18 protein-coding genes are annotated in these 22,016 nt (G+C 43.9%); 10 read left to right on the forward strand and 8 right to left on the reverse strand.

The genetic code is table 11. The annotated features are described in order from the left end of the window. Positions 1-220: 220 nt before the first annotated feature. Positions 221-625, reverse strand: a complete 405-nt coding sequence (locus IM485_RS13335) for a response regulator (protein WP_287743637.1) — start codon at positions 623-625, stop codon at positions 221-223. 82 nt (positions 626-707) lie between these two features. On the opposite strand from IM485_RS13335, the gene IM485_RS13340 reads away from it, so the two are divergent. Together IM485_RS13340 and IM485_RS13345 are read left to right on the forward strand one after the other, a co-directional pair. Next, positions 708-3,494, forward strand: a complete 2,787-nt coding sequence (locus tag IM485_RS13340) for a DNA gyrase/topoisomerase IV subunit A (protein WP_287743640.1) — start codon at positions 708-710, stop codon at positions 3,492-3,494. Positions 3,495-3,497: 3 nt separating this feature from the next. Next, on the forward strand, positions 3,498-4,181 hold the full coding sequence (locus IM485_RS13345) for a YdcF family protein (RefSeq protein WP_287743643.1): 684 nt from the start codon (positions 3,498-3,500) through the stop codon (positions 4,179-4,181). Positions 4,182-5,296: 1,115 nt separating this feature from the next. Here the strand turns inward: IM485_RS13345 and cobW are convergent. Further along, complete coding sequence (cobW, locus tag IM485_RS13350; RefSeq protein ID WP_287743645.1) at positions 5,297-6,331, reverse strand: cobalamin biosynthesis protein CobW; 1,035 nt, start codon at positions 6,329-6,331, stop codon at positions 5,297-5,299. A 203-nt stretch (positions 6,332-6,534) separates the two neighbouring features. On the opposite strand from cobW, the gene IM485_RS13355 reads away from it, so the two are divergent. Next, entirely contained in the window at positions 6,535-6,723 is a 189-nt protein-coding gene (locus IM485_RS13355; protein WP_104397019.1) for a hypothetical protein, read from the forward strand. 40 nt (positions 6,724-6,763) lie between these two features. Here the strand turns inward: IM485_RS13355 and IM485_RS13360 are convergent, their stop codons facing one another. Beyond that, the gene (locus tag IM485_RS13360) at positions 6,764-8,668 is read right to left on the reverse strand and encodes a polysaccharide biosynthesis protein (RefSeq protein WP_287743649.1); all 1,905 of its coding nucleotides are present in this window, start codon (positions 8,666-8,668) and stop codon (positions 6,764-6,766) included. Positions 8,669-9,051: 383 nt separating this feature from the next. Here IM485_RS13360 and crtH point away from each other — a divergent pair, with 383 nt between their 5' ends. Further along, positions 9,052-10,563, forward strand: a complete 1,512-nt coding sequence (gene crtH / locus IM485_RS13365) for a carotenoid isomerase (protein ID WP_104397021.1) — start codon at positions 9,052-9,054, stop codon at positions 10,561-10,563. A gap of 193 nt (positions 10,564-10,756) precedes the next feature. Next, positions 10,757-12,436 carry an ABC1 kinase family protein gene (locus IM485_RS13370; protein WP_287743653.1) on the forward strand — a complete coding sequence of 560 codons (1,680 nt, stop codon included), beginning with the start codon at positions 10,757-10,759 and terminating at the stop codon, positions 12,434-12,436. Between the two features lie 184 nt (positions 12,437-12,620). On the opposite strand, the gene IM485_RS13375 is transcribed toward IM485_RS13370, so the two are convergent. Next, positions 12,621-13,679 carry a tocopherol cyclase family protein gene (locus IM485_RS13375; protein ID WP_104397023.1) on the reverse strand — a complete coding sequence of 353 codons (1,059 nt, stop codon included), beginning with the start codon at positions 13,677-13,679 and terminating at the stop codon, positions 12,621-12,623. Positions 13,680-13,681: 2 nt separating this feature from the next. On the opposite strand from IM485_RS13375, the gene IM485_RS13380 reads away from it, so the two are divergent. Further along, positions 13,682-14,932, forward strand: coding sequence for an FGGY-family carbohydrate kinase (locus tag IM485_RS13380; protein WP_287743656.1), 1,251 nt, complete (start codon positions 13,682-13,684; stop codon positions 14,930-14,932). A gap of 132 nt (positions 14,933-15,064) precedes the next feature. On the opposite strand, the gene IM485_RS13385 is transcribed toward IM485_RS13380, so the two are convergent. Together IM485_RS13385 and glmU are read right to left on the reverse strand one after the other, a co-directional pair. After that, positions 15,065-15,646 carry a thioredoxin family protein gene (locus IM485_RS13385; protein WP_287743659.1) on the reverse strand — a complete coding sequence of 194 codons (582 nt, stop codon included), beginning with the start codon at positions 15,644-15,646 and terminating at the stop codon, positions 15,065-15,067. A 160-nt stretch (positions 15,647-15,806) separates the two neighbouring features. Then, the gene (gene glmU / locus IM485_RS13390) at positions 15,807-17,159 is read right to left on the reverse strand and encodes a bifunctional UDP-N-acetylglucosamine diphosphorylase/glucosamine-1-phosphate N-acetyltransferase GlmU (RefSeq protein WP_287743661.1); all 1,353 of its coding nucleotides are present in this window, start codon (positions 17,157-17,159) and stop codon (positions 15,807-15,809) included. A gap of 191 nt (positions 17,160-17,350) precedes the next feature. On the opposite strand from glmU, the gene IM485_RS13395 reads away from it, so the two are divergent. The 4 genes from IM485_RS13395 (at position 17,351) to IM485_RS13410 (ending at position 21,175) form a co-directional block, all read left to right on the forward strand. After that, positions 17,351-17,518, forward strand: coding sequence for a hypothetical protein (locus tag IM485_RS13395; protein ID WP_002801704.1), 168 nt, complete (start codon positions 17,351-17,353; stop codon positions 17,516-17,518). Between the two features lie 92 nt (positions 17,519-17,610). Continuing rightward, the gene (locus IM485_RS13400; protein WP_104397028.1) at positions 17,611-18,354 is read left to right on the forward strand and encodes a DUF561 domain-containing protein; all 744 of its coding nucleotides are present in this window, start codon (positions 17,611-17,613) and stop codon (positions 18,352-18,354) included. A gap of 346 nt (positions 18,355-18,700) precedes the next feature. Next, entirely contained in the window at positions 18,701-19,963 is a 1,263-nt protein-coding gene (locus IM485_RS13405; protein WP_287743665.1) for a dihydrolipoamide acetyltransferase family protein, read from the forward strand. A 264-nt stretch (positions 19,964-20,227) separates the two neighbouring features. Next, complete coding sequence (locus tag IM485_RS13410; RefSeq protein ID WP_287743668.1) at positions 20,228-21,175, forward strand: PRC-barrel domain-containing protein; 948 nt, start codon at positions 20,228-20,230, stop codon at positions 21,173-21,175. A 148-nt stretch (positions 21,176-21,323) separates the two neighbouring features. On the opposite strand, the gene IM485_RS13415 is transcribed toward IM485_RS13410, so the two are convergent. Together IM485_RS13415 and IM485_RS13420 are read right to left on the reverse strand one after the other, a co-directional pair. Then, on the reverse strand, positions 21,324-21,551 hold the full coding sequence (locus IM485_RS13415) for a type II toxin-antitoxin system HicA family toxin (protein WP_104397030.1): 228 nt from the start codon (positions 21,549-21,551) through the stop codon (positions 21,324-21,326). Further along, positions 21,544-21,753: a type II toxin-antitoxin system HicB family antitoxin gene (locus IM485_RS13420; RefSeq protein ID WP_002734849.1), complete on the reverse strand. Its 210-nt coding sequence runs from the start codon at positions 21,751-21,753 to the stop codon at positions 21,544-21,546. The genes IM485_RS13415 and IM485_RS13420 overlap by 8 nt, the downstream gene beginning before the upstream one ends. Positions 21,754-22,016 lie beyond the last annotated feature (263 nt).

Below are 22,016 nucleotides of genomic sequence, written 5' to 3' on the forward strand. Positions count from 1 at the left end.
ATCGGGGGAAAAGGACTCTCTTATTCTTTGTGTGATAGGTTTAACTTAATTATAGAAGCGATCAATCTTTGTGTCCTTTGTGTCTTTGTGGTTCGTTCCACACCCCACACCCCACCAACAAACTTTTTCAGCAAACCCTAAGTAGATAGCTGTTGAGCGGTAAACTCAAAGCAGCTGGTCTAGATAAATACTGATATACTAACAAAAGAAGACTCAAAGCTTACACCGACTCCCGATCAACGATCGCCAAAATTTGATCAACAAAAGCTTGGTGATCAACCACTGGTTTAGAAATATAACCATCGGCCCCGCTCTGCTTGAGAAAATTCTCTCGATCGCCCTCCATAGCGTGAGCGGTGACGAGAATAACGGGTAAATCGGCAGTTTCGGGGTTAGCTTTGAGAATTTGGCTGATTTTAATGCCATCTACCGCTTTCCCTTCATAGACACTATGGGAGAGGGAGACATCCATTAAGATCACGTCCGCTTCCTTATCCCGAGCAACACGAAGCACTTCTTCCACGTCTTCGGTCCCTTTAACCTCTAGACCACCTCGTTTGGTCAAAATTTTGGCAAAAACGCGAAAATTAATCGGGTCGTCTTCTACAATCAAAACAGTCGTCATAGGGATGCTCAGGGATAAACAAGGTTAAAAAGGGCAAAATGCCTTATGATTCACAGCTAGACAGATTAAAAACGAGAGACTCATGGCCAAACAACTGGATTTCTTAGCTAGTGGTCAAATTATACCCACGGCTTTACACCAAGAGATGGAACGCTCCTATCTAGAATATGCCATGAGTGTGATCGTGGGGCGAGCCTTGCCGGATGTACGCGATGGACTAAAACCAGTACATCGTCGCATATTATACGCTATGCACGAACTGGGTTTAACTCCCGATCGCCCTTTTCGTAAATGTGCGCGGGTGGTGGGGGATGTGTTGGGTAAATATCATCCCCACGGCGATCAGTCAGTGTACGAGGCACTGGTTCGTATGGTACAGGATTTTTCCAGTCGTTACCCACTTTTATCGGGCCATGGTAACTTTGGTTCGATCGATAACGACCCCCCGGCGGCCATGCGTTACACAGAAACCCGTTTGGCCGGCATCGGCGATCAGGCGGTTTTAGGGGGAATTAGCGAAGCTATCGTTAATTTTAGCAGTAATTTTGATAATTCTCAACAGGAACCCGTTGTTTTACCCGCTCAGTTACCGATACTGATTCTTAATGGTTGTTCGGGTATTGCGGTGGGAATGGCGACTAATATCCCTCCCCATAATTTAGGGGAAGTGGTGGAAGGTTTAATCGCTTTGATTGATAATCCCGATTTAAGCGAGGAAAAGTTAGTAGAAATTATCCCCGGGCCCGATTTTCCCACGGGAGGCGAGATTTTAGATGATACCGGCATTCGCGAGGCTTATCGCACCGGTAGGGGGATTATTCCCGTGCGCGGAGTGGCGAAAACTGAAACAATTATCATTGAGGGCAAGCGCCGAAGGGAAAGGACGGCAATTGTGGTTACTGAGTTGCCTTTTCAGGTGAATAAGGCGGCATGGATCGAAAAAATCGCCGAATTAGTTAATTTAGGGAAATTGGAGGGAATTGCCGATATCCGCGATGAAAGCAATCGCGAAGGCATTCGGGTGGTGATTGAATTAAAACGGGAAAGTCAACCGCAGCAGGTTTTGGCGGCTTTATACCAACAAACGGCCCTACAGACTAATTTTGGGGCAATTATCCTCGCTTTAGTCGATAATCAACCCCGGCAGTTGTCTTTAAAACAAGTTTTACAGGAATTCTTGCGCTTTCGAGAAACGACTCTCACTCGTCAGTATGGCGACGAGTTGCAACAGGCCAGCGATCGCTTACACCTAGTGGAGGGTTTATTATTAGCTTTGCAGAATATCGATCGAGTGGTGGATATTCTCAAAAATGCTCCCGATGGGACGACGGCTAAGTATCGTTTTCAGGCAGAATTGGGCATTAGTGACGCTCAAGCTGATTCTATCTTGGCTATGCCCCTACGTCGTCTAACCGGTTTGGAAAGACAAAAGTTAGAGACGGAAGCGACGGAATTACAAACAAAAATTCAACAGTTGGAAACTCTCCTCCATAACCGTCAGGAGTTTCTCAAGTCTCTGAAAAAAGAATTGCGCTCTTTAAAGAAAAAATTCGCCGATAGCAGACGGACAAAAATTCGCACCGGCAAGTCGGGGGACAGGAGACAGGAGACAGAAGGGAAGAAACTGGATTCTGTGGTAAAAAAACAGGAGACAGGAGACAGGAGACAGGAGACAGGAGACAGGAGACAGGAGACAGCAGGGAAGAAACAGGATTCTGTTGTTAAAAAACAGGAGACAGTCCCGATGAAAAAATTTTCACCCCCACAGACGAAAGAGGTTTCCTTACCTACACCCCACACCCCACACCCCACACCCCACACCCCACACCCCACACCCCACACCCCACACCCCACACCCCACACCCCACACCCCACACCCTCTTTGAAGTCAGAAGTTAAAAAACAGGAGAATAAAGTTAAGAAAAAGTCTGAGAGTGAGAATACACCGAGTTTAAGCCTATTTACACCCCAAGAACCCCCAGAAAATGCGATTTTATTGCTTGATGCCGAAGATAAAATTAGTTGGACGACACCAGAAGAGCGAGCGCCGGACCGGGGTTTAATTATCTATCAACAGGCGATCGAAAAACGGGAAAATTTCCTAGTTATCCTCGATAATGCTAAAGCTTACCCGATTGCTACCCGGGAAGTCCCCCCGCAAGCGAATCAACCAGTGTTAATCTCCAGTCTGCTGACCAAAACCGCCCAAAAAGATTCAGAAGCCGTGTTAAATCAATTTTTCTTGACGGAACCTCAAAAAAATCAAGAATTGCTTTTACTGAGTCAACAGGGGCGAATAAAGCGGCTTCCCATCGATGAATTAGAGGGGGTTGGTAGTCGTGGTTTGTCCCTGATGAAATTGAAAGAAGACGATCGCCTATATGCTGCTATTTTTACTCATGAGGGCCTGGACTTAGCGATCGCCACCAGTAGCGGTCGGGTGTTGCGTTATCCCGTGCGCGAGGAATTATTGCCAATGATGAGTAAATCCGCTCAGGGTTTAGCAATTTTGCGATTGCGCTACGGGGAACATCTAGCCGGCTGTGTTTCTCTCCCCCATCGGGAAAATCTGCTCCTGATTTCGGGATTGGGTTACGCGAAAAGACTGGCGATCGAGAATTTACGCTTATCACAATTAGGCGATCTTGGTTCACCCGCTTTACAATTCGTTAACAAACAGGATAGTTTAGCGGCCATGGTAGCGGCCTGGGAGGGGAGTATAGTGTTATTAAGTACCAATCAGAATCGAAAACTACCCTTAGAGGTGGAAACTGTGGCAGTCACGGGTAAAGACGGGACAGGTTCACAATTAGTCAAACTCAACCCCACAGAAAAAATTATCAAAGCACAATTGTTACATCGTCTCTAAACAATGGCGAAAAAACCGAAAAATGTTGCTACTAAACACCGAAATTGGCAAAGATGGTTAAAACTAACTCTGGTCGCAGTTTTTGGGTTTATTATCCTTAATTTAGCGATTAATTTAGCCGTCCGCTTGCCAATTAATCAACAAAAACCCGTTGATGCCATTTTAGTTTTGGGGGGCAGCATTCGTCGGGAAATTTATGTAGCCAATCTAGCCCAGCAATACCCCGATATACCGATTTTAATTTCCCAAGGCTCGAAAGACCCCTGTATTTTATTACTATTTGAACAGGCAAAAGCACCAAAAACTAACGTCTGGTTAGAAAAGTGTGCCGATTCTACCTTCGGCAATTTTTTCTTTGCTGTGCCAATTTTAAAACAATGGGGAGTACATAAAGTAAAAGTTGTCACCTCTCCTACTCATTTACCTCGCGCTCAATGGTTAGCAGAAATTCACTTGCAATCCCACGGTATAGCAGTAGAAATCGATGCAGTCAGAGAAATTGGTATTCCGGGTAATCACGAATCAAAGCTAAAAACTGGGTTAGATGTGACTAGAAGTATAATTTGGGCTTTTGTCGGACAATTAATCTATCCCCCCTGTTGGCAAGTCATTGCCTTAAATTCCGTTGATTTACAAGCTTGGCGCGATCAAGGTTTTCAATGTGAATCTCAAGGTAAGATCCGCTAAACAATCGGTAATGATTCGGTAGTAGTGCCGCAGCCCTCTTACTTACCCAGTATGAATTGTGTAAAATATTTATTAATAAAAATAATTGGAACCCGATCAGTCTTTAAACCTCTAGCTTGATCATGACTTTTCTGATAAATATCTTTTTCTGGCTCCTGTCTGGCTTACTCAAATATCATACTAAATCTGGTTATTAAAAACTGATTATTTATTCCCCTTTGCCTTTTGCCGTTCGGACCTCGGACGTTCGGCGTGAGCTCAGTCGAACGCTCAGTCGAACGCTCAGTCGAACGCTGAGCTCACGGCCGAAGCCTTCTGCCTCTTGCCTCGTCTCAACAAGCAATTTAAATTACGAACAGCTTACCGAATCACCACCAAAACCCCAACACCTAAAACCTCTCTCCTATCTCCTAAATACTGTCTCCCGACTCGGAGAATACTGACTTCTAACCCGATGTTGGACAAAGATAAGTAAAATTTATTGATTGAGTGCAAAAACTTGAGAATATTTAAATTAACATTCCGCAATATTTACAAATTCTTAAAAATTAATTGAGAAAGATTTTTATTTAACAACGATGTTACAATGGTTACAGCGATTTTACTGAATTTCATAATGGATTATTCTGTGCTTTTTTGGGCAGCAATAGTTGAAACCCTTGCCACACCTAGAAAGTGTTCCTAATTAAGACGGTCAAATCAGTCAATTTCACCCATAACGATGATCTTTTTTTTGTGTAGTTTTATTGCAAAAAAAAAGTTTTTTTGACAAAAAGCACAAAGTATGATAAAGCCCAACGTATTTCTGGCTGCGAGTAATTATTGTAGAAGGGGAGAAGGGAGAATAAATAAAAATAATCTCCCTACCCCACACCCTGTCCCTAGGAAAAACTTCTTCAGCAAACCCTAGTTAGGGTTTGCGGCAAAAAGTACGGGCGAAGCATTCGGTTAGAAAATCTCCAGTTTCACCGATAGGTTATTGCCCGAATGCTTCGCCCCTACAGGACGCGGGCCGATGAAGACGCAAGGTTTTGAACGACGATTCTCTCAAAATCTTGCACCTGTTTCGCGAGAAAAGCCACAAAACTCTTACCTTGCCCACATTTCACATTTATTCAGCAAACCCTAGTTAAGGCCTGCTCGATTCTCTGACTATCGAGGGAGCGGCCGATAAAGACCAAGCGAGTTTGCCGCGTTTCCGTGGATTGCCAGGGTCGATCGAAGAAAGAATCAAAGCGATCGCCGACTCCCTGTAACACCATACGCATCGGTTTATTGGCCACGTTAACAAATCCCTTGACCCGATAGATTTCTTCTTGGGCCACCAATTCTTTGAGCCGTTGGGTCAAAATTCGGGCATCTACAGGAGAATCGAGGCAAAACTGCACGGAATTGATCTCCTCATCGTGATCGTGTTCTTCCTCGTGATCATGATGACTAGGACGACTAGCTAAATCATCCTCGACGGCGGCATTAAATCCCAATAGCACATCGGGGCTAATTTGTCCATCGGCACAAGTAACTATTTTGACCGTTGATCGCAATTGTGTTTTCAGCCAATTAATAATTTTTTCTAATTCAATTTCGCTGATTAAATCGGTTTTAGTTAAGAGTACCAGGTCAGCGCAGGCTAACTGATCCTCAAATAACTCCTCAATAGGCGTTTCGTGTTCTAAATTGGGGTCTGCTTGCCTTTGTGCCGTTAAAGCCTCCAAATCCGCCACCAGACGACCCCTAGCGACGGCAAAACCATCCACCACCGTGATTACTCCGTCCACCGTGGCACCGTTGCGGATTTCCGGCCAGCGAAAAGCTTGAACCAGAGGTTTAGGTAAAGCTAATCCCGAAGTTTCAATCAGCATACAATCCAACTGTTGCCGTCGCTCCAGCAATTTCTGCATGGTGGGGAGAAATTCTTCCTGTACTGTGCAGCACAGACAACCGTTGGTCAATTCCACAATATTATCGTTGGGGTTGTCGTCGCAGGTCTGACAACTTTTCAATAAATCACCATCAATTCCCACTTCTCCGAATTCATTGACCATAACGGCCACCCGTCGGCCTTGATTATTTTGCAGTAGATGACGGATGAGGGTAGTTTTTCCCGCACCCAGAAAACCCGTGATCACAGTAACTGGAATTTTGTGCATAGATAGAGCGATCGATCATATTCTTAGATCAATGTATCAGACTCTCGGTCTAGGGTTGAGGGTTTCAGCGCTAATTCTTTAGGATTCCCCCACCAATTGCCAGACTGTCACAAACTAGCTGAAATTTTCCTAGTTAGTCGTTATTCTGGTGAAAGTTTCAGCTGGCTAAAATAATCGCTGAAAAACTTTTGTGGGAGTGGATCATGTTACAACGTCTTTTTTTAGCCTTTACCCTCGCTTTTCCTCTTTATTTAAGCATTGCTATTCAACAAACTTCTCCTGTAGCTGATAGAGTAAATCGCCCTTCTTCTCGCGGAATCAATAAAATTGAGCGGACGGTAAAAAACATCCAAAAGCAATTAAAACAAGAGCATTCGGTTCAATTAGATTAATAAATTTTGGCAACAAGAGGAGAGGTAAAACTCCTCTTTTTTACTTTTTACTTGACAAACTACTGGCTATTTGCTGCGGAGGCCGGTATTCAGGAACTAAATCTTGTAGGGACTTAACTAGGCCTTGACGGTCATTAACTTGAATATAATTAAGCAGTTGTTCTAATTTGATTTGCAATTTTTCCCAAGCAAGAAAGTGTTCATGAGCGCAAAAAATCTTTGGGTGAGCGGTGGGACGAGCTTTATCTGTATCGATTAATAATTCTTCGTAGAGTTTTTCCCCCGGTCTTAATCCTGTGATTTCAATATCGATATCTTGCCCTAATTCTAAGCCACTTAAACGAATCATCTGTAGGGCCAAATCGTAAATTTTTACTGGTTCACCCATATCTAACAGGAATACCTCACCCCCCTTAGCCATGGCTCCTGCTTGTATAACCAAACGCACCGCCTCTGGAATAGACATAAAATAGCGAATAATATCGCGATGGGTGAGGGTAATATTCTTACGTTGGGCGATTTGTTCTCGGAAACGCGGCACCACGGAACCGCTACTATCAAGAACATTGCCAAAGCGGACGATAGCGCAACAGGTGGAACTGTCGGGTAAAGCGGCCAAAGCTTGCACGACTAACTCAGCACAGCGTTTGCTGGCCCCCATAATGTTAGTCGGTCTGACGGCCTTATCAGTGGAAATGAGAACTAAATTACTAACCGAATTCTCGATCGCGGTCTGAGCGACATTTAAACTGCCCCAAACATTAGTGTAAACCCCCTGACTAGGATTGGCTTCCACAAGGGGAACGTGCTTATAGGCGGCCGTGTGATAAATTGTCTCAATCTGGTGTTGTTGGATGACTCGGTCTAGATGATTGCGGTCGAGAACATTGCCTAGATAGGCATACTTGCGTAAATCGCTATAATTTTCGCTTAAATCAAGATCGATTTTGTAGAGAGAAAACTCGTTTAATTCGTAGATTACCAGGCATTTTGGCTTGAGGAAGGCGATTTGTCGGCATAATTCCGAACCGATGGAACCGCCACCCCCAGTGACTAACACCGCTTTACCGGTGACATTTTTTCCCAAAAGTTCGGGATGGGGTAGAATTTCTTCCCGTCCTAATAATTCCGAGACATCGACACTGCGAATCTGATTGATGGTCGCTTCTCCCGATAAAATTTTTGAGAGGGGAGGGACGGTTTTAATGTCGATGGGTAAAGTTTCTAGACTTTCGATGATTTGCCGCTTTCTGGCCTTGTCTAGGTTCGGAATAGCGAGAACAACCCAGTCAAAGGCCCTTTTTTGGTGCAGTAGTGCCAATTGAGAGGGGGGGTAAACCCTAATGCCTTGGACCACTCGCTGCTGCAAATCGGGATTATCATCAACAAAAGCTAATAAACGATAGTGGGGGTCATTTTGCAGGGAACGTGCTAATTGACAACCCACAATCCCCGCACCATAGATAACGATTGTCGGTTCCCTATCCAGACTACTGACGTAAATATTGAGACGGTGAAAGACAGAACGAATCAACAATCTCACCCCGATAACCAATACTAGGGTTAACAATGCGTCGATAATCAGGACTGAACGTGGCAAAAAGGCATCCCTTTGAAAGTAGGCCAGACTGATTAAAACCCCTGAACTATAGAGAACCGCTTGCAGTACGGAGGAAAGAAACTCTAATCCTGTATAACGTACTACGGGACTGTAAATACCTTTGAGATAGAAAACTAGAGTTTTAATGGCGATTAAGCCCAATATTTCCCCTAAAAAAGGTCTAATTTGCTGATATTCGAGGCTCAGATTAAATCTGAGAGAGAAGGCCAGATAGATGCTTAGACAAAAAATCAGGCAATCGGTGACAATTAAAAGAGATCGCTTCGATGACCTAGATAGGGAATTAGCTAATTTAAGGATTTTGTTGGCCAGTTTTCTATACATTATCCAATTGATTAATTAATCTTAAGGTAAATTTACTTAGCTCCTCTCGACTTTCTGTGATAATCAGTGCTTATTATTTGTAGTAGTCTTGCTAGGCAGGGCTTTGAAGAATATATTTCTGGAAAATTCCCCCTATTCTTCTCCCTTCCACACAGAAACAAGAAGAGCCAATATTTTTTATAACAGTAGCGCTACCTGTCTTTCCGGAGATGATATCACCCAAACCCAATTATGTCAAGTTGCCAGATTTGTCCAGAATTTTTTCCTTTTAGCAACTTTTCATCTCTCCCCAAAAAATTTTTGCTCCCGAAAACTAGCCGATAAATGACCGCTAGTCAAGGGTTACAATCAATAATTGATACAACAATTTATCGAGTCAAGTTATGAGTAATCAGTACGATGCGATCGTGATTGGGTCGGGAATCGGGGGATTGGTGACAGCGACGCAATTAGTGGCAAAAGGAGCAAAAGTCTTAGTTCTAGAGAGTTATCTGATCCCGGGGGGCAGCGCGGGTTATTTTGAACGAGAGGGTTATCGTTTTGATGTGGGTGCTTCGATGATTTTTGGTTTTGGCAAAAAGGGGACGACTAACCTCCTAACCAAAGCTTTGGCAGCGGTGGATATGAGTATCGAAACCATTGCTGATCCCGTCCAGATCCATTATCATCTCCCGGACGGATTAGACTTAAAAGTTCATCGCGACTACGAACAATTTTTACAGGAATTAATTAGCCATTTTCCCGCAGAAAAAGCCGGTATCCAGCGCTTTTACGATGAATGCTGGCAGGTGTTTAATTGCCTCAATAGTATGGATTTACTATCGCTGGAAGAACCCCGCTATCTGACTAGGGTTTTTTTCCAGCATCCTTTATCCTGTTTGGGATTGGTCAAGTATTTACCCCAAAATGCGGGAGATGTGGCCAGAAAATATATTAAAGACCCGAAATTATTGAAATTTATCGATATGGAGTGTTATTGTTGGTCGGTAGTACCCGCCGATCGCACTCCGATGATTAATGCGGGGATGGTCTTTAGCGATCGCCATTACGGGGGAATTAACTACCCCCGGGGGGGAGTGGGACAGATTGCTCTCAAGTTAGTCGAGGGATTGGAAAAAGCTGGTGGTGAAATCCAGTATCAAGCGAGAGTGAATAAGATTATTTTAGATGCAGGACGGGCGATCGGGGTAAAATTGACCAATGGTAAGGAATATTACGCGAAAAAGATTGTTTCTAATGCCACCCGTTGGGATACCTTCGAGAAACTGCTCCCCCCGGAATCTCTCCCGGGTAGCGAAAAAAAATGGCAAAAACGCTATCAAAAATCCCCCAGTTTCCTGAGTTTGCATCTGGGAGTTAAGGCCGATGTATTGCCATCAGGAAGCGAATGTCACCATATTTTACTAGAAGATTGGGAAAATATGGAAGCAGAACAGGGAACTATCTTTGTTTCTATTCCTACCTTACTCGATCCCTCCCTCGCACCCCCGGACCATCATATCATTCATACTTTCACCCCTAGCTGGATTGATCAATGGCAAAAACTGCCCCCCCAAGAATATCAACAGAAAAAAGAGGCCGCTGCTCATCGTCTCATCGAGCGCCTGAAAAAACTCTTTCCCAAACTAGATACAGGATTAGATTATATCGAAATTGGCACGGCCCGCACCCATCGCCGCTTTTTGAATAGAATCGATGGCAGTTATGGCCCAATACCTCGAAGAAAACTGTTAGGTTTATTAGGAATGCCCTTTAATCGCACAGCTATTCCTAATCTTTATTGTGTGGGAGATAGTACCTTCCCCGGTCAAGGATTAAACGCGGTGGCCTTTTCTGGTTTTGCTTGCAGTCATCGTCTAGCGGTAGATCTCGGTTTACCTGGTCGCAGAGATTAAAAGCTGAAAATCGGGATTTTTACCAGCGAATTCGCAAACGGGAAGGGGATAATTGACAGCATTTCTCAGATAGATGAAGCACATTTTTGCGACTGGAATCCTTGCTTCGGCAAGGTTTAATTTATACTTCACCTTGACGAGAAACGCTGTAGATCGGTTTTGCTGATAACTGATAACTGATAACTGATAACTGATGCTTACTCCCTTTGATTCCTCGAAGTCTTTACATTGGCAGCAAAGCTTGCGATCGCCGATTGTTCGTCAATTGGAGATATTTAGCTTTACAACGCAGTTTTTGACTTTTTTGCTCTGGGATCGTTTAACGGGGGCTAATGGGGGCAAAAAACGGCAAAGGAGAGCGAAATGGTTAGTTGATCGCCTCATGAATTTGGGACCAACTTTTATTAAAATTGGACAATCTTTATCGACGCGAGCAGATTTAATTCCGCTCGAATATATCGAACAATTAACCCAATTACAGGATCGAGTTCCCGAATTTAATAGTCAAGAAGCGATCCGAGTTATTGAAACAGAATTAGGACAACCCCTAGATAATTTATTTGCAAGTTTTACCGTGTCTCCCCTCGCTTGTGCCAGTTTAGGACAAGTACATCGAGCGCGGTTATTAAGTGGGGAAGAAGTCGTTATTAAGGTACAAAGACCGAATCTAGAAGGACTATTTAATCTCGATTTTGAATTGTTGCATCGTCTCACCCGTTGGTTAAATATTTTACCCGTGGTAAAAAAATATAATTTAGAAGCTATCTATCAAGAATTCTTTGAGCTACTCTTTCAAGAAATCGATTATATCCATGAGGGCAAAAATGCTGATCGCTTTCGGGAAAATTTTAAGAATTATCCTCAAGTAAAAGTCCCTTTAGTTTACTGGCAATATACCACCCGCAAGGTATTAACTTTGGAGTATGTGCCGGGGATTAAAGTGGATGATCGAGAGACTTTACTAGCTAATGGTATTAACGTAGATGGGATTATTCAACTGGGAATCTGTTCCTATCTCAAACAACTATTACAGGATGGTTTTTTCCAATCGGATCCTCATCCTGGTAATATGGCAGTTAGTCAGGAAGGGGAGTTAATTTTCTACGATTTTGGCACGATGTTCGAGGTAAAATCCGTCGCTAAAGATCAAATGATCGAAACCTTTTTCGCTGTCTTGAGAAAGGATACGGAAACAGTCTTAAAAACTCTAGTGTATATGGGTTTAATTGAACCCGTTAGAGATCTGCAACCCGTGCGAAATATCGTCCAGTTTCTCTTAGATGAATTTCGCGATAAACCGGTAGATGTGAGGGTCTTTGAACAAATTAGCGATCAAGTGTATTTAATGTTTAAACAGCAACCTTTTCGCTTACCTCCCCAAATGACTTTTATTATTAAATCTGTCACCACTTTGGATGGGATTGCCCGCTCTTTAGATCCCCAGTATAATTTATTAGCAGCTAGTCAACCTTTTGTGAAAAGTCTAGCGGTATCAGGAGGAACTACCAACACCATGCTTACCCTAGCTAATCAAGCTCGCACTTTTCTTAAACAACAATGGCAAAAAGGTAATAAAAACGAAAGAATGATCCGTCAATTAGAGGAAAAAATCGAGCGAGGAAATTTAGTTTTTCAAGTTAAGTCACGAGAAAATGAACGACTTTTGAAAAGAATTTATCTGGGAATTAAAGTATTAATTAATGTCTGTTTATTGGGATTTAGCATTATCTCAGCCATATTTTTATTAGACACCAACTATAGTAAACTAGCTATTATTCCCTTCAGTTTAGCGGGGTTATTTGGTTTATTTTTTCTACGTTCTTCTATGGCTTTATTGATTCAGGAAAGATTAGATAAAATGTTAGACAAGTAAACAATTATCATCTTTATTAAGTAAGTGGTTATAATTAAATATCTAATTGCTGGTGTGGTGACAAGTTCCCCGGCTCTCTTATTCTTTGTGTGATAAGTTTGACTTATATAGTAGTGATCGATCTTTGTGTCCTTTGTGTCTCTGTGGTTCGTTCCACATTCTCCCGTCGCCATGGTGATTTAAATCACTGTTTAATCCAAGCTGATGGCCAAATACCGCCAATTTCGAGGCCAGCTAGACGACTAGAGGCATTTATAAGGGTTTTACCACGACTATCAGCCAATTTTATCGATAATTTACCTTTGAGGGTATCTTGACAAGCAAAACAGAGACCTTTTTCCGTGGGTACACGCACGCGATCGGGAGGATGATCACTGATCCCGATTAAGACAATGGTATAATTCTCGTTAGTTGCCCTCATTTCCCAGTATCCCCAGGGTTGCACTGTCCAAGTTAGTTGAGAATTCCAGATATCAAACTTATAAAAGCGATTTTGCCAGTGAATACCGATAATTCCCACCGATTCCGTCCAGTTAATAACTTTCCGGGTAGAACCCACTGCGGTTAAGGTTAAATCGGGATTTTCAGGGAAAGCATTACAATTAATCCAAAACCACTTTTCGGGGAAAGAATAGCCCCAATTTTTCTCGCTATAAAAAGGTACATTCTCAAATTGATAATTTTTTCCCCGATAGGTAATTATTCCCGTTGCTAAACCATGAGCAGTTAAAATCTGCCAACCTGGGTCAAAAATCGGTAAATAAGATAATATTCCTGCTGTTGCTTGGGGTGGACGCTTTTTATCTCCCCAACTGTACCTAGTTTCAACGTGATAATCCCATTGACAGATTTCTCCAGTGACGGGATCATAAATTCGTCCTTGCTGCTGGTTTGCTGTTGCTTGATAACCTTCTTGAATAGACTCAAAAAAATCTGACGGGGAAAGCAGACGGGGACGGATTTTTAAGTTAGTTTTTCCCCAATGGATAATGGCTAATTGCTGACGACTTGCCCAAAATTTATCCGTATTGGGAAAAGTGCGACAAAGATAATTAGATTCTATGGCTAAAATTTGCACTGCTCCGCCGCTATTGACTTGACCGCCCCTTGGATCTTGAATAGAATACATAAAGGCAAATCCGTCGGCTAATTGCGGAATCATGACTCGGAAGTACCAACCTTCAAAAAATCGGGGAGTGATACCATCCCAATGGTAGCCAGAATGAGGGGGTTGTGAAGACATCTATGGGTTTATCTTTAGGTATTGATTTTGGCACATCGGGAGCGCGAGCGATTGCTATTGATTCTAGCAAAAATATTGTCGCTGAGGTTCATTATCCTTTCACTAATGCCAATTTTCAGGATTGGCAAAAGGCCCTATTTTATTTATTGGATAATCTAGGGGATTCGGTGCGTTCAGAACTTAAATCGATCGCGATTAATGGTACTTCCTCGACGGTGTTATTATGTGATAATTGGGGTAATCCTCTTTCTGAGGCGATATTATACAATGACGGGCGAGGAATTGGGTTTTTAGAAGCAATTAAAGGCATTGCACCCCCTCACCATCCCGTAATTAGTGCCACCTCCAGTTTAGCCAAATTACTTTGGTGGAGTCAGCAAGAAATTTTTTCCCAAGCGCGTTATTTTCTCTCGCAAGCGGACTGGTTAGCATTTCTGCTGCACGGTAAACTGGGAATTAGTGATTATCACAATGCCTTAAAGTTAGGTTATGATCTCGAAAATCTCTGTTATCCCGATTGGTTAGAGAATTTACCGATGTTTAATTTATTACCGCAAATTTTTGCCCCGGGTACAGCGATCGATACTATTAAACCAGATTTAGTGACTCGTTTTGCTATCCCGAAAGATTGTTTAATTTATACGGGAACCACCGACAGCATAGCGGCATTTTTAGCCAGTGGTGCTAATTGTTTAGGGGATGCAGTGACATCTTTAGGTTCAACTTTAGTCTTAAAGTTATTAAGTAGCCAGAAAGTTGATGATAGTAACTATGGCATCTATAGTCATCGTTTAGGAAATTTGTGGTTAACTGGTGGGGCATCTAATACGGGGGGAGCAGTGTTAAAGAAGTTTTTTTCTAATCAAGAATTGATAAAATATAGTTTAGCAATAGATGGAGAAAAAGAAAGTAATTTAGATTATTATCCCCTCCTAAAAGCGGGCGAGCGTTTTCCCATTAATGATCCTTTTTTACCCGCAAAACTGACTCCTCGCCCCGATAATCCTCTAGAATTTTTGCATGGTTTACTAGAAAGTATTGCCCGCATTGAAGCTTTAGGTTATCAGCGTTTACAGGAATTGGGAGCCAATAAATTAGAGCGAGTTTATAGTGCCGGTGGTGGGGCAAAAAATTCGACTTGGAGAATAATTCGTCAGCGTCATTTAGGGGTTCCTGTGCTTTTATCTCAACAGGATCAAGCAGCCTATGGTACTGCCCTATTAGCACAGCAATCGGTTACCCTCTTGAAATAGTCTCATAAGTAGGGTTTGCGGCAAAAAGCTTGTTGGTGGGGTTAGGAGTCGGTCTTCAGGAGATAGGAGTTAGGAGATTATTTTATTTATTCTCCCCACACCCTATACCCTACACCCTACACCCTTCGTTAATTAACCATAATAGGGTGGCTCATTACCCAGTTTCCATTTGATATTACAGCCTAAACTCGGTTTTTGGTCCGTCGGCACCGGTTGACCGGTTAAAACCTTGTCAATAGCGGCCCGGAGATCTTTGCCTGTCACCGGTACGCCATTACTAGGACGACTATCATCCAATTGACCGCGATACACTAGAATGCGCTGACTATCAAAGAGGAAAAAATCGGGAGTACAGGCTGCCGTGTAAGCTTTCGCCACTTCTTGGCTTTCGTCATAGCATAAATTGAATTTAAAGTCAAGAGTTATCGCCATTTTTTTCAAATTTTCGGGCGAATCATCGGGATATTTCTCCACGTCATTAGAACTAATGGCTAGGATACCCAGATTGGTGTTAGCATAATCGCGACCTAGACGGGTAAGTTCTTCTTGAATGTGTTTAACAAAGGGACAATGTTCACAGAGGAAGATGACTAACAGAGCGGTTTTAGCCGCAAAGCTGTCCAGAGAAATAGTTTCACCCGAAACCACATCGGGTAAGGCAAAACTGGGAGCTTTTGTCCCCAAATCTAACATTGTGGACTCGGTGCGTGCCATAAAGTTTCTACTCTTTTCTATAGGGAGGACTGAGATTTTTATAGCATTTCATGCTTCATCGCGCAAATTTAACGCCTTAATCAGCATCAGTGAACAGTAAACAGTAAACTGAAAACTCACGTCTGATAACTGATAACTGATAACTGATAACTGCTATAACCTACTGAAACTGATCTGCCCAATTTTCGATCACACGCTGACTTTGGCGAGCAATAACTAAAGCATTATCGGAGACATTTTTAGTGATAGTTGAACCGGCAGCCACGGTGACATTTTTTCCTAATTCTAGAGGGGCGACTAAAACACTATTTGCCCCAGTTTTTGTGCCACTGCCGATCAGAGTTTGATGTTTTTTCACACCATCGTAATTAGCAGTAATTGTTCCCGCACCAACGTTCACTTTTTCCCCTAAAGTGGCATCTCCCAGATAGGATAAATGGGCAATATTGGTTTTATTGCCGATGTCACTTTTTTTAATTTCAACAAAATTACCGACTCGACAATTAGCACCAATTTTCGCTTCTCCGCGCAAATGAGCATAGGGACCGATGCGACAACCAGAATCCACCTGACTATCAGAAATAACCGAAAATAAGACCGTCACATCGCTGCCTATGCGACTATTTTCGATTAAACTCCCCGGACCTATACGACAACCAGAAGCGATGATCGTCTCACCGCGCAGATGGGTTTGGGGTTCGATAATCACATCGGGACTGAGGGTGACAGTATCCTCAATGGTGACACTATCGGGGTCAATTATGGTGACTCCGGCGGCCATCCAATCATCTTTGACTCTAGTTTGCAGGATATCATAGGCGGCGGCCAATTGTTTGCGATCATTAATGCCGCTAATTTCTAAACAATCCTCCACATCCACAGCCATGACGGGATCGAGAAAATCGACCACATCCGTGAGATAATACTCACCCTGATCGTTATTGGGCTTTAAATTAGGCAGTATCGCCGCTAATTTTGACCAATTAAAGCAGTATATACCCCCATTAACCCGGTGGTTTTGTCTTTGGCCATCGTTACAGTCTCTTTCTTCCACAATCTGCTTAACGAGATTATTGCCATCACAAAAAACCCGACCGTAACCTTTAGGATTAGGAAGGTTAGCAGTTAATAGGGTGGCGGCGTTACCATGGTCTTGATGAATCTGGAGAAGATTTTGCAAGGTTTCGGGACGCAACAGGGGAACATCGCCATTTAAGACCAACAAATCCCCTTGAAAGTCCTCTAAATGGGGGATTAACTGCTTAATAGCATGGCCGGTGCCTAACTGTTCCTTTTGTTCGACAAATTCGATATCCTCAAGATGCTGTAGAGTATTTCGCACCTGTTGCCCTTGATAACCGATAATTACCAGTTTTCGCCGGGGATGTAAGGATTCGCTGACATTAAGCACCCGTTCCACTAGCGAGCGACTGCCGAGGGGATGTAAAACTTTCGGAAGGCTGGACTTCATTCTGGTTCCCTTACCCGCTGCTAAAATTGCTACCGCTACCATGGTCATGCTTGCCAATATCGTTCGCGACTGAGTATATCGCACTCTGATCCCCTTGGTTGCAAGAATTTTTCCCCTCTTTCATCCTGTGCCAGTTGAGAAACTACCATAAAAAGGTTTTCTTTAAGACATTGTTAAGGTACTATATACAAATTGAAACAATTGAACATAATCAGCACTCTATAGATACCGCTATGACAACTGTACTAACTAAGGAATCCTCCGCCATGAAACAGATTCGCACCACCTACCAAGCTGACCAACAGGTGAAATACCTGCATCTAGAAGCGGAAATCGAGGTACTGCTACAACAACTGCAAAACCTCAAGCGCAAAAACCAAGAGAATCAAAACCTAAATTAAAGAAAATTTCCCTAAGAATTCTCAAATCCCACCCTCTTACTAGCGAGAAGGTGGGAAAATGTTTTTTGAGAATTCCAGATAGGTGTAGATTAATGATCAATTTTGCCTTACAGCAAGCCTTCGCCCGTCGTCATGCCCTGAAAGTGATTAGTGGGTTAAATAATTTCGATCGCCCGCAGGTTCTCTCAGTAGTTAAAGCCGCTACAGCCGGAGGAGCAACTTTTGTCGATATTGCCGCTAATGCTGACCTAATTCGGGCGGTAAAAGCCTTGACAAATTTACCCGTATGTGTATCGGCCGTCGAGCCAGAATTATTGGTGATGGCAGTGGACGCGGGAGCCGATTTAATTGAGATCGGTAATTTCGATAGTTTTTATGCCCAAGGACGCATTTTTGAAGCGGCGGAAGTTTTAGCCCTAACCCGTCAAACTCGCGACTTACTGCCCGAAATTACCCTGTCTGTGACAGTTCCCCATCTGCTGCCCCTCGATGAACAGGTGAGACTAGCGGAAGCTTTAGTTAGTCAGGGTGCCGATATTATTCAAACCGAAGGCGGCACTAGCAGTCAACCCCGTCACGCCGGTATTTTGGGACTGATTGAAAAAGCTGCCCCGACTTTAGCGGCAGCCCACGCTATTTCCCATGCGGTTAAGGTTCCCGTCCTCTGCGCTTCCGGTTTATCCAGCGTTACCGCTCCTATGGCGATCGCTGCTGGAGCGGCCGGTATCGGTGTTGGTTCGGCGATCAATCAATTGGATAATGAGGTGGCTATGGTGGCAGCCGTGCGCGGTTTAGTCGAATCTCTGCAAGCACAACCGGTCTATATTGGCAACTAGAACAATTTTTGTCTAGATACGGCAGAGAAGGGGCCGTTTTCCCTTCTCTTTTTCCCTCTGTCACCAGTTATCAGTATTCGAGATTCAGGAGTCAGGAGTCAGGAGGCAGGAGTCAGAAGTTAGAAGTCAGAAGTTAGAAGTCAGGAGTCAGGATTCAGTAGATTATTTTATTTATTCTTCCCACTTCCCCACACCCCACACCCCACACCCCACACCCCACACCCCACACCCCACACCCCACACCCCACACCCCACACCCCACTTCCCACTTCCCCACACCCCACACCCCATCAACTGTGGTAAAATGCGCTATGGCTCAAAACATTAGAGATAGAAGCACTCCACCATGATTCGAGATATCTTCATGCCCGCGCTCAGTTCCACCATGACCGAAGGAAAAATAGTTTCTTGGGTGAAGTCCCCCGGGGAAAAAGTCAGCAAAGGGGAAACGGTGTTAGTGGTCGAATCCGACAAAGCCGACATGGACGTGGAATCGTTTTATGATGGCTATCTCGCTGTAATTTTAGTCGAAGCTGGCCAGGAAGCACCCGTGGGGGAAGCGATCGCCTATATTGCCGAAACTGAAGAGGAAATTGAACTGGCCAAAGCTCAGGGAAAAACCGCCACAGCTGCCCCTAGCAAGCCCGTAGAGACCCCAGAAATCGCTCCGCCTCCCGTTTCGATCCCCGTCGCCGCCGTTAAAGATAATGGCCGTTTAGTCGCCTCTCCCAGGGCCAAAAAACTGGCTAAAGAATTAAAGGTGGATCTGAAAACCCTAGTGGGTAGCGGTCCCCACGGACGAATTACCGCCGAAGACGTAGAAAAAGCGACAGGAAAAGTCAGCACCGCCCCCGCTCCCGTCATTACTCCCCCGCAACCCGTCAGCGTGCCTGTAGCGGCTCCTAAAGCCCCGATTCCGGCCAGCGCCCCAGTCGTCGGTCGGACTGTTCCCCTCACCACTCTACAAAAAGCCGTCGCTCAGAATATGTCGGTTAGCCTACAGGTTCCCACCTTCCAAGTGGGCTACACTATCACCACCGACCCACTGGATCAACTCTATCAACAGCTAAAATCCAAGGGTGTCACCATGACGGCCCTGTTAGCAAAAGCGGTAGCCAACACCCTCGCTAAACATCCGATCGTTAATGCCTGCTATAGCGACGCAGGAATTCAATACCACGGGGCGATTAACGTCGCTGTCGCCGTAGCTATGCCCGATGGGGGCTTAATTACGCCGGTTTTGCGCTCTGCTAACCAGATGGATATCTATTCCCTCTCCCGCAGTTGGAAAGATTTAGTCGATCGCGCCCGCAGTAAACAACTGCAACCGGAAGAGTACAATAGCGGTACTTTTACCATTTCTAATCTGGGAATGTTCGGAGTCGATCGCTTTACGGCTATCTTACCCCCCAACCAAGGCGCGATCCTAGCCGTGGGTGCTTCCCGTCCCCAAATCGTCGTCAATAAAGATGGTTTATTCGGAGTGCAAAAACAGATGACGGTTAATCTCACCAGTGACCACCGAGTCATCTACGGGGCCGATGCGGCCTCCTTCCTGCAAGACTTGGCTAAACTGATCGAAACTGAGGTGCAGTCTTTAACTATGTAATCAGAATCTAGACAGCAGGAGTCAAGGGAGTTTCTCTCTAGCTCCTGCTTTGTTGTCACTAAAAAAATGTAAAGAATTAGCTAAAATAGGTTTAACCTTATCTATCACCCGAAACTATCGCCCAAACAAGGCTAAAAAAAGTGTTAATCTCAGGGAACTTTAAGATCTAAGCTAATATCGGTAAATTAACACTCGATTTCGCCCTATATATTAAGCCTACAATAATTCGTATTCCCACGCCCTAACGCCTACCCATAGGAAAAAATGATCACAGAGAATAGTCGCTTACGTTCAGAATTTTTAAATACACAGGTTATCACTCGCAATACAGGCAAAAAACTCGGCGTTGTTAAAGATATTCTTGTAGATATCGATCAACGAGAAGTGGTTGCCCTGGGACTCCGCGATAATATCCTCTCCCTGTCGGGAATGCCTCAATATATGTATTTATCGAGCATCAGTCAGACGGGAGACGTGGTTCTCGTTGAAGATGATAACGTCTTGGAATCCGTCGATATCGATGCTTATACTCCCTTAATCGGTAGTGACGTGATCACAGAAACCGGCGAACCTTTAGGCAAAGTCCGCGATTATCAATTTGATCCCCTTAGTGGTCAATTACATTCCATTGTCATTGCTTCCCTGGGATTGCCTCTGATCCCCGAACAATTGATCAGTACCTACGAAATTTCTATCGAAGAAGTGGTTAGCAGCGGTCCGAATCGCTTAATCGTCTTTGAAGGGGCCGAAGAACGTCTCACGCAGGTTAGTGTGGGAGTTTTGGAACGTTTGGGTATTGGTCGTCCCCCCTGGGAAAGAGAAGAGGAAGAAGCTTATTATACTCCCGCTGCTCGTCCAGAAAATCAGTTAGGTACGGGTATTCCCCTCCGCACCCCCGTTGAGGCCGCTAAACCCGTTGAAGAACGTTGGAGTGAAGACGAATGGGAAAAAGAACCCCTGCGGGCCAATCCCCCACCGCAAAAACGGGCCGAAGCTCGTTATTATGAGGAAGAATACGAGGAAGAAGAAGATAACTGGGGAGAAGCGCGCTCAGAACGCACCGAAAGCTTTTCTCGTCCTCAGTACGACGATTACGAGGATAAGGCCGAGGATGATATGTGGGATGATGACGTGGAACCGGATTACAATCCCCCCCGCGTCAATATCACCGAGAAGAAAAAAGAGAGAATCCCCGAATACGAAGACGGTTAATCTTTGACAGTCCCCCTATCCATTAGTTACATCTTTCTTAACATAAAATTTGACAAAAAAAGAAAAGTGTGGTATGTGGCTCAATGGGAGTTCTCTGGGGGGACTAAATATTTTTGGTATCACGTCGAGTGCAGTGATTTGTCAGACTCTACAGATTTTCAATGAACTCTTCAACTGTGACTTGGGCTTGTTTCAGAATTCCACTTAATGTACCAACCTTCAATTCCTGATGTAAAGGGACAACACAACCAATTTTGCCCTCTTCGGTTTCTTTCTTCATCACAACATGGCTACCTGTTTGACGAACTTGCTCGAAGCCTAAGCGTTCAAGAGATCTAATTGCCTCCCCACTAGAGATTCGTGGCAGCTTAGGCATAACTAACCTCAATACTGGTCACAAATCTAGGGGATGTTTCTGGTAAGGTAAATTCCTCTAGGTAAAGCCGTGTGGCTTCTTTCAATCCAGCAATCGCCTGCTCAATTGTTTCTCCTTGATCTACTGTGCCAACTTCTGGACATTCAGCAATGTACATATTATCTTCTTTGTACAAAATAACAGTAAAGATGCGATTTTTCATGGTGTTTTATCATCTCAGGCTTACTCTGAAAATCATAACATATAGCACTTTTCACCTTACTGAGGTATCGACAAGTTTTGCCAACACAGGGTTTAAGCCCCTTGTATGTAGTGACTTGTTATGCTGACAGGGGGACAAGCGAGCTAGAAAACTTGCCAACAAAGGCTTCTGGCTTCTCTCGCTAGAAATAGATCTAGCGATTCTAGGCAAAAAGCTAACGAAAGAATTAGGGATAGGAGCGAGCTTACTAGGAATTATTATTA

Source organism: Microcystis sp. M169S2 (assembly GCF_020245865.1).
Lineage (GTDB): Bacteria > Cyanobacteriota > Cyanobacteriia > Cyanobacteriales > Microcystaceae > Microcystis > Microcystis ichthyoblabe_A.

Bases quoted from the DNA above. Each gene is read 5' to 3' on its own strand.
- IM485_RS13375 (WP_104397023.1), bottom strand. From the start codon at position 13,679: ATGTCTTCACAACCCCCTCATTCTGGCTACCATTGGGATGGTATCACT.
- IM485_RS13395 (WP_002801704.1), top strand. From the start codon at position 17,351: ATGACAACTGTACTAACTAAGGAATCCTCCGCCATGAAACAGATTCGC.
- IM485_RS13370 (WP_287743653.1), top strand. From the start codon at position 10,757: ATGCTTACTCCCTTTGATTCCTCGAAGTCTTTACATTGGCAGCAAAGC.
- crtH (WP_104397021.1), top strand. From the start codon at position 9,052: ATGAGTAATCAGTACGATGCGATCGTGATTGGGTCGGGAATCGGGGGA.
- IM485_RS13385 (WP_287743659.1), bottom strand. From the start codon at position 15,646: ATGGCACGCACCGAGTCCACAATGTTAGATTTGGGGACAAAAGCTCCC.
- cobW (WP_287743645.1), bottom strand. From the start codon at position 6,331: ATGCACAAAATTCCAGTTACTGTGATCACGGGTTTTCTGGGTGCGGGA.
- IM485_RS13415 (WP_104397030.1), bottom strand. From the start codon at position 21,551: ATGCCTAAGCTGCCACGAATCTCTAGTGGGGAGGCAATTAGATCTCTT.
- IM485_RS13405 (WP_287743665.1), top strand. From the start codon at position 18,701: ATGATTCGAGATATCTTCATGCCCGCGCTCAGTTCCACCATGACCGAA.
- IM485_RS13360 (WP_287743649.1), bottom strand. From the start codon at position 8,668: ATGTATAGAAAACTGGCCAACAAAATCCTTAAATTAGCTAATTCCCTA.
- glmU (WP_287743661.1), bottom strand. From the start codon at position 17,159: ATGGTAGCGGTAGCAATTTTAGCAGCGGGTAAGGGAACCAGAATGAAG.
- IM485_RS13340 (WP_287743640.1), top strand. From the start codon at position 708: ATGGCCAAACAACTGGATTTCTTAGCTAGTGGTCAAATTATACCCACG.
- IM485_RS13355 (WP_104397019.1), top strand. From the start codon at position 6,535: ATGTTACAACGTCTTTTTTTAGCCTTTACCCTCGCTTTTCCTCTTTAT.
- IM485_RS13420 (WP_002734849.1), bottom strand. From the start codon at position 21,753: ATGAAAAATCGCATCTTTACTGTTATTTTGTACAAAGAAGATAATATG.
- IM485_RS13410 (WP_287743668.1), top strand. From the start codon at position 20,228: ATGATCACAGAGAATAGTCGCTTACGTTCAGAATTTTTAAATACACAG.
- IM485_RS13380 (WP_287743656.1), top strand. From the start codon at position 13,682: ATGGGTTTATCTTTAGGTATTGATTTTGGCACATCGGGAGCGCGAGCG.
- IM485_RS13335 (WP_287743637.1), bottom strand. From the start codon at position 625: ATGACGACTGTTTTGATTGTAGAAGACGACCCGATTAATTTTCGCGTT.
- IM485_RS13400 (WP_104397028.1), top strand. From the start codon at position 17,611: ATGATCAATTTTGCCTTACAGCAAGCCTTCGCCCGTCGTCATGCCCTG.
- IM485_RS13345 (WP_287743643.1), top strand. From the start codon at position 3,498: ATGGCGAAAAAACCGAAAAATGTTGCTACTAAACACCGAAATTGGCAA.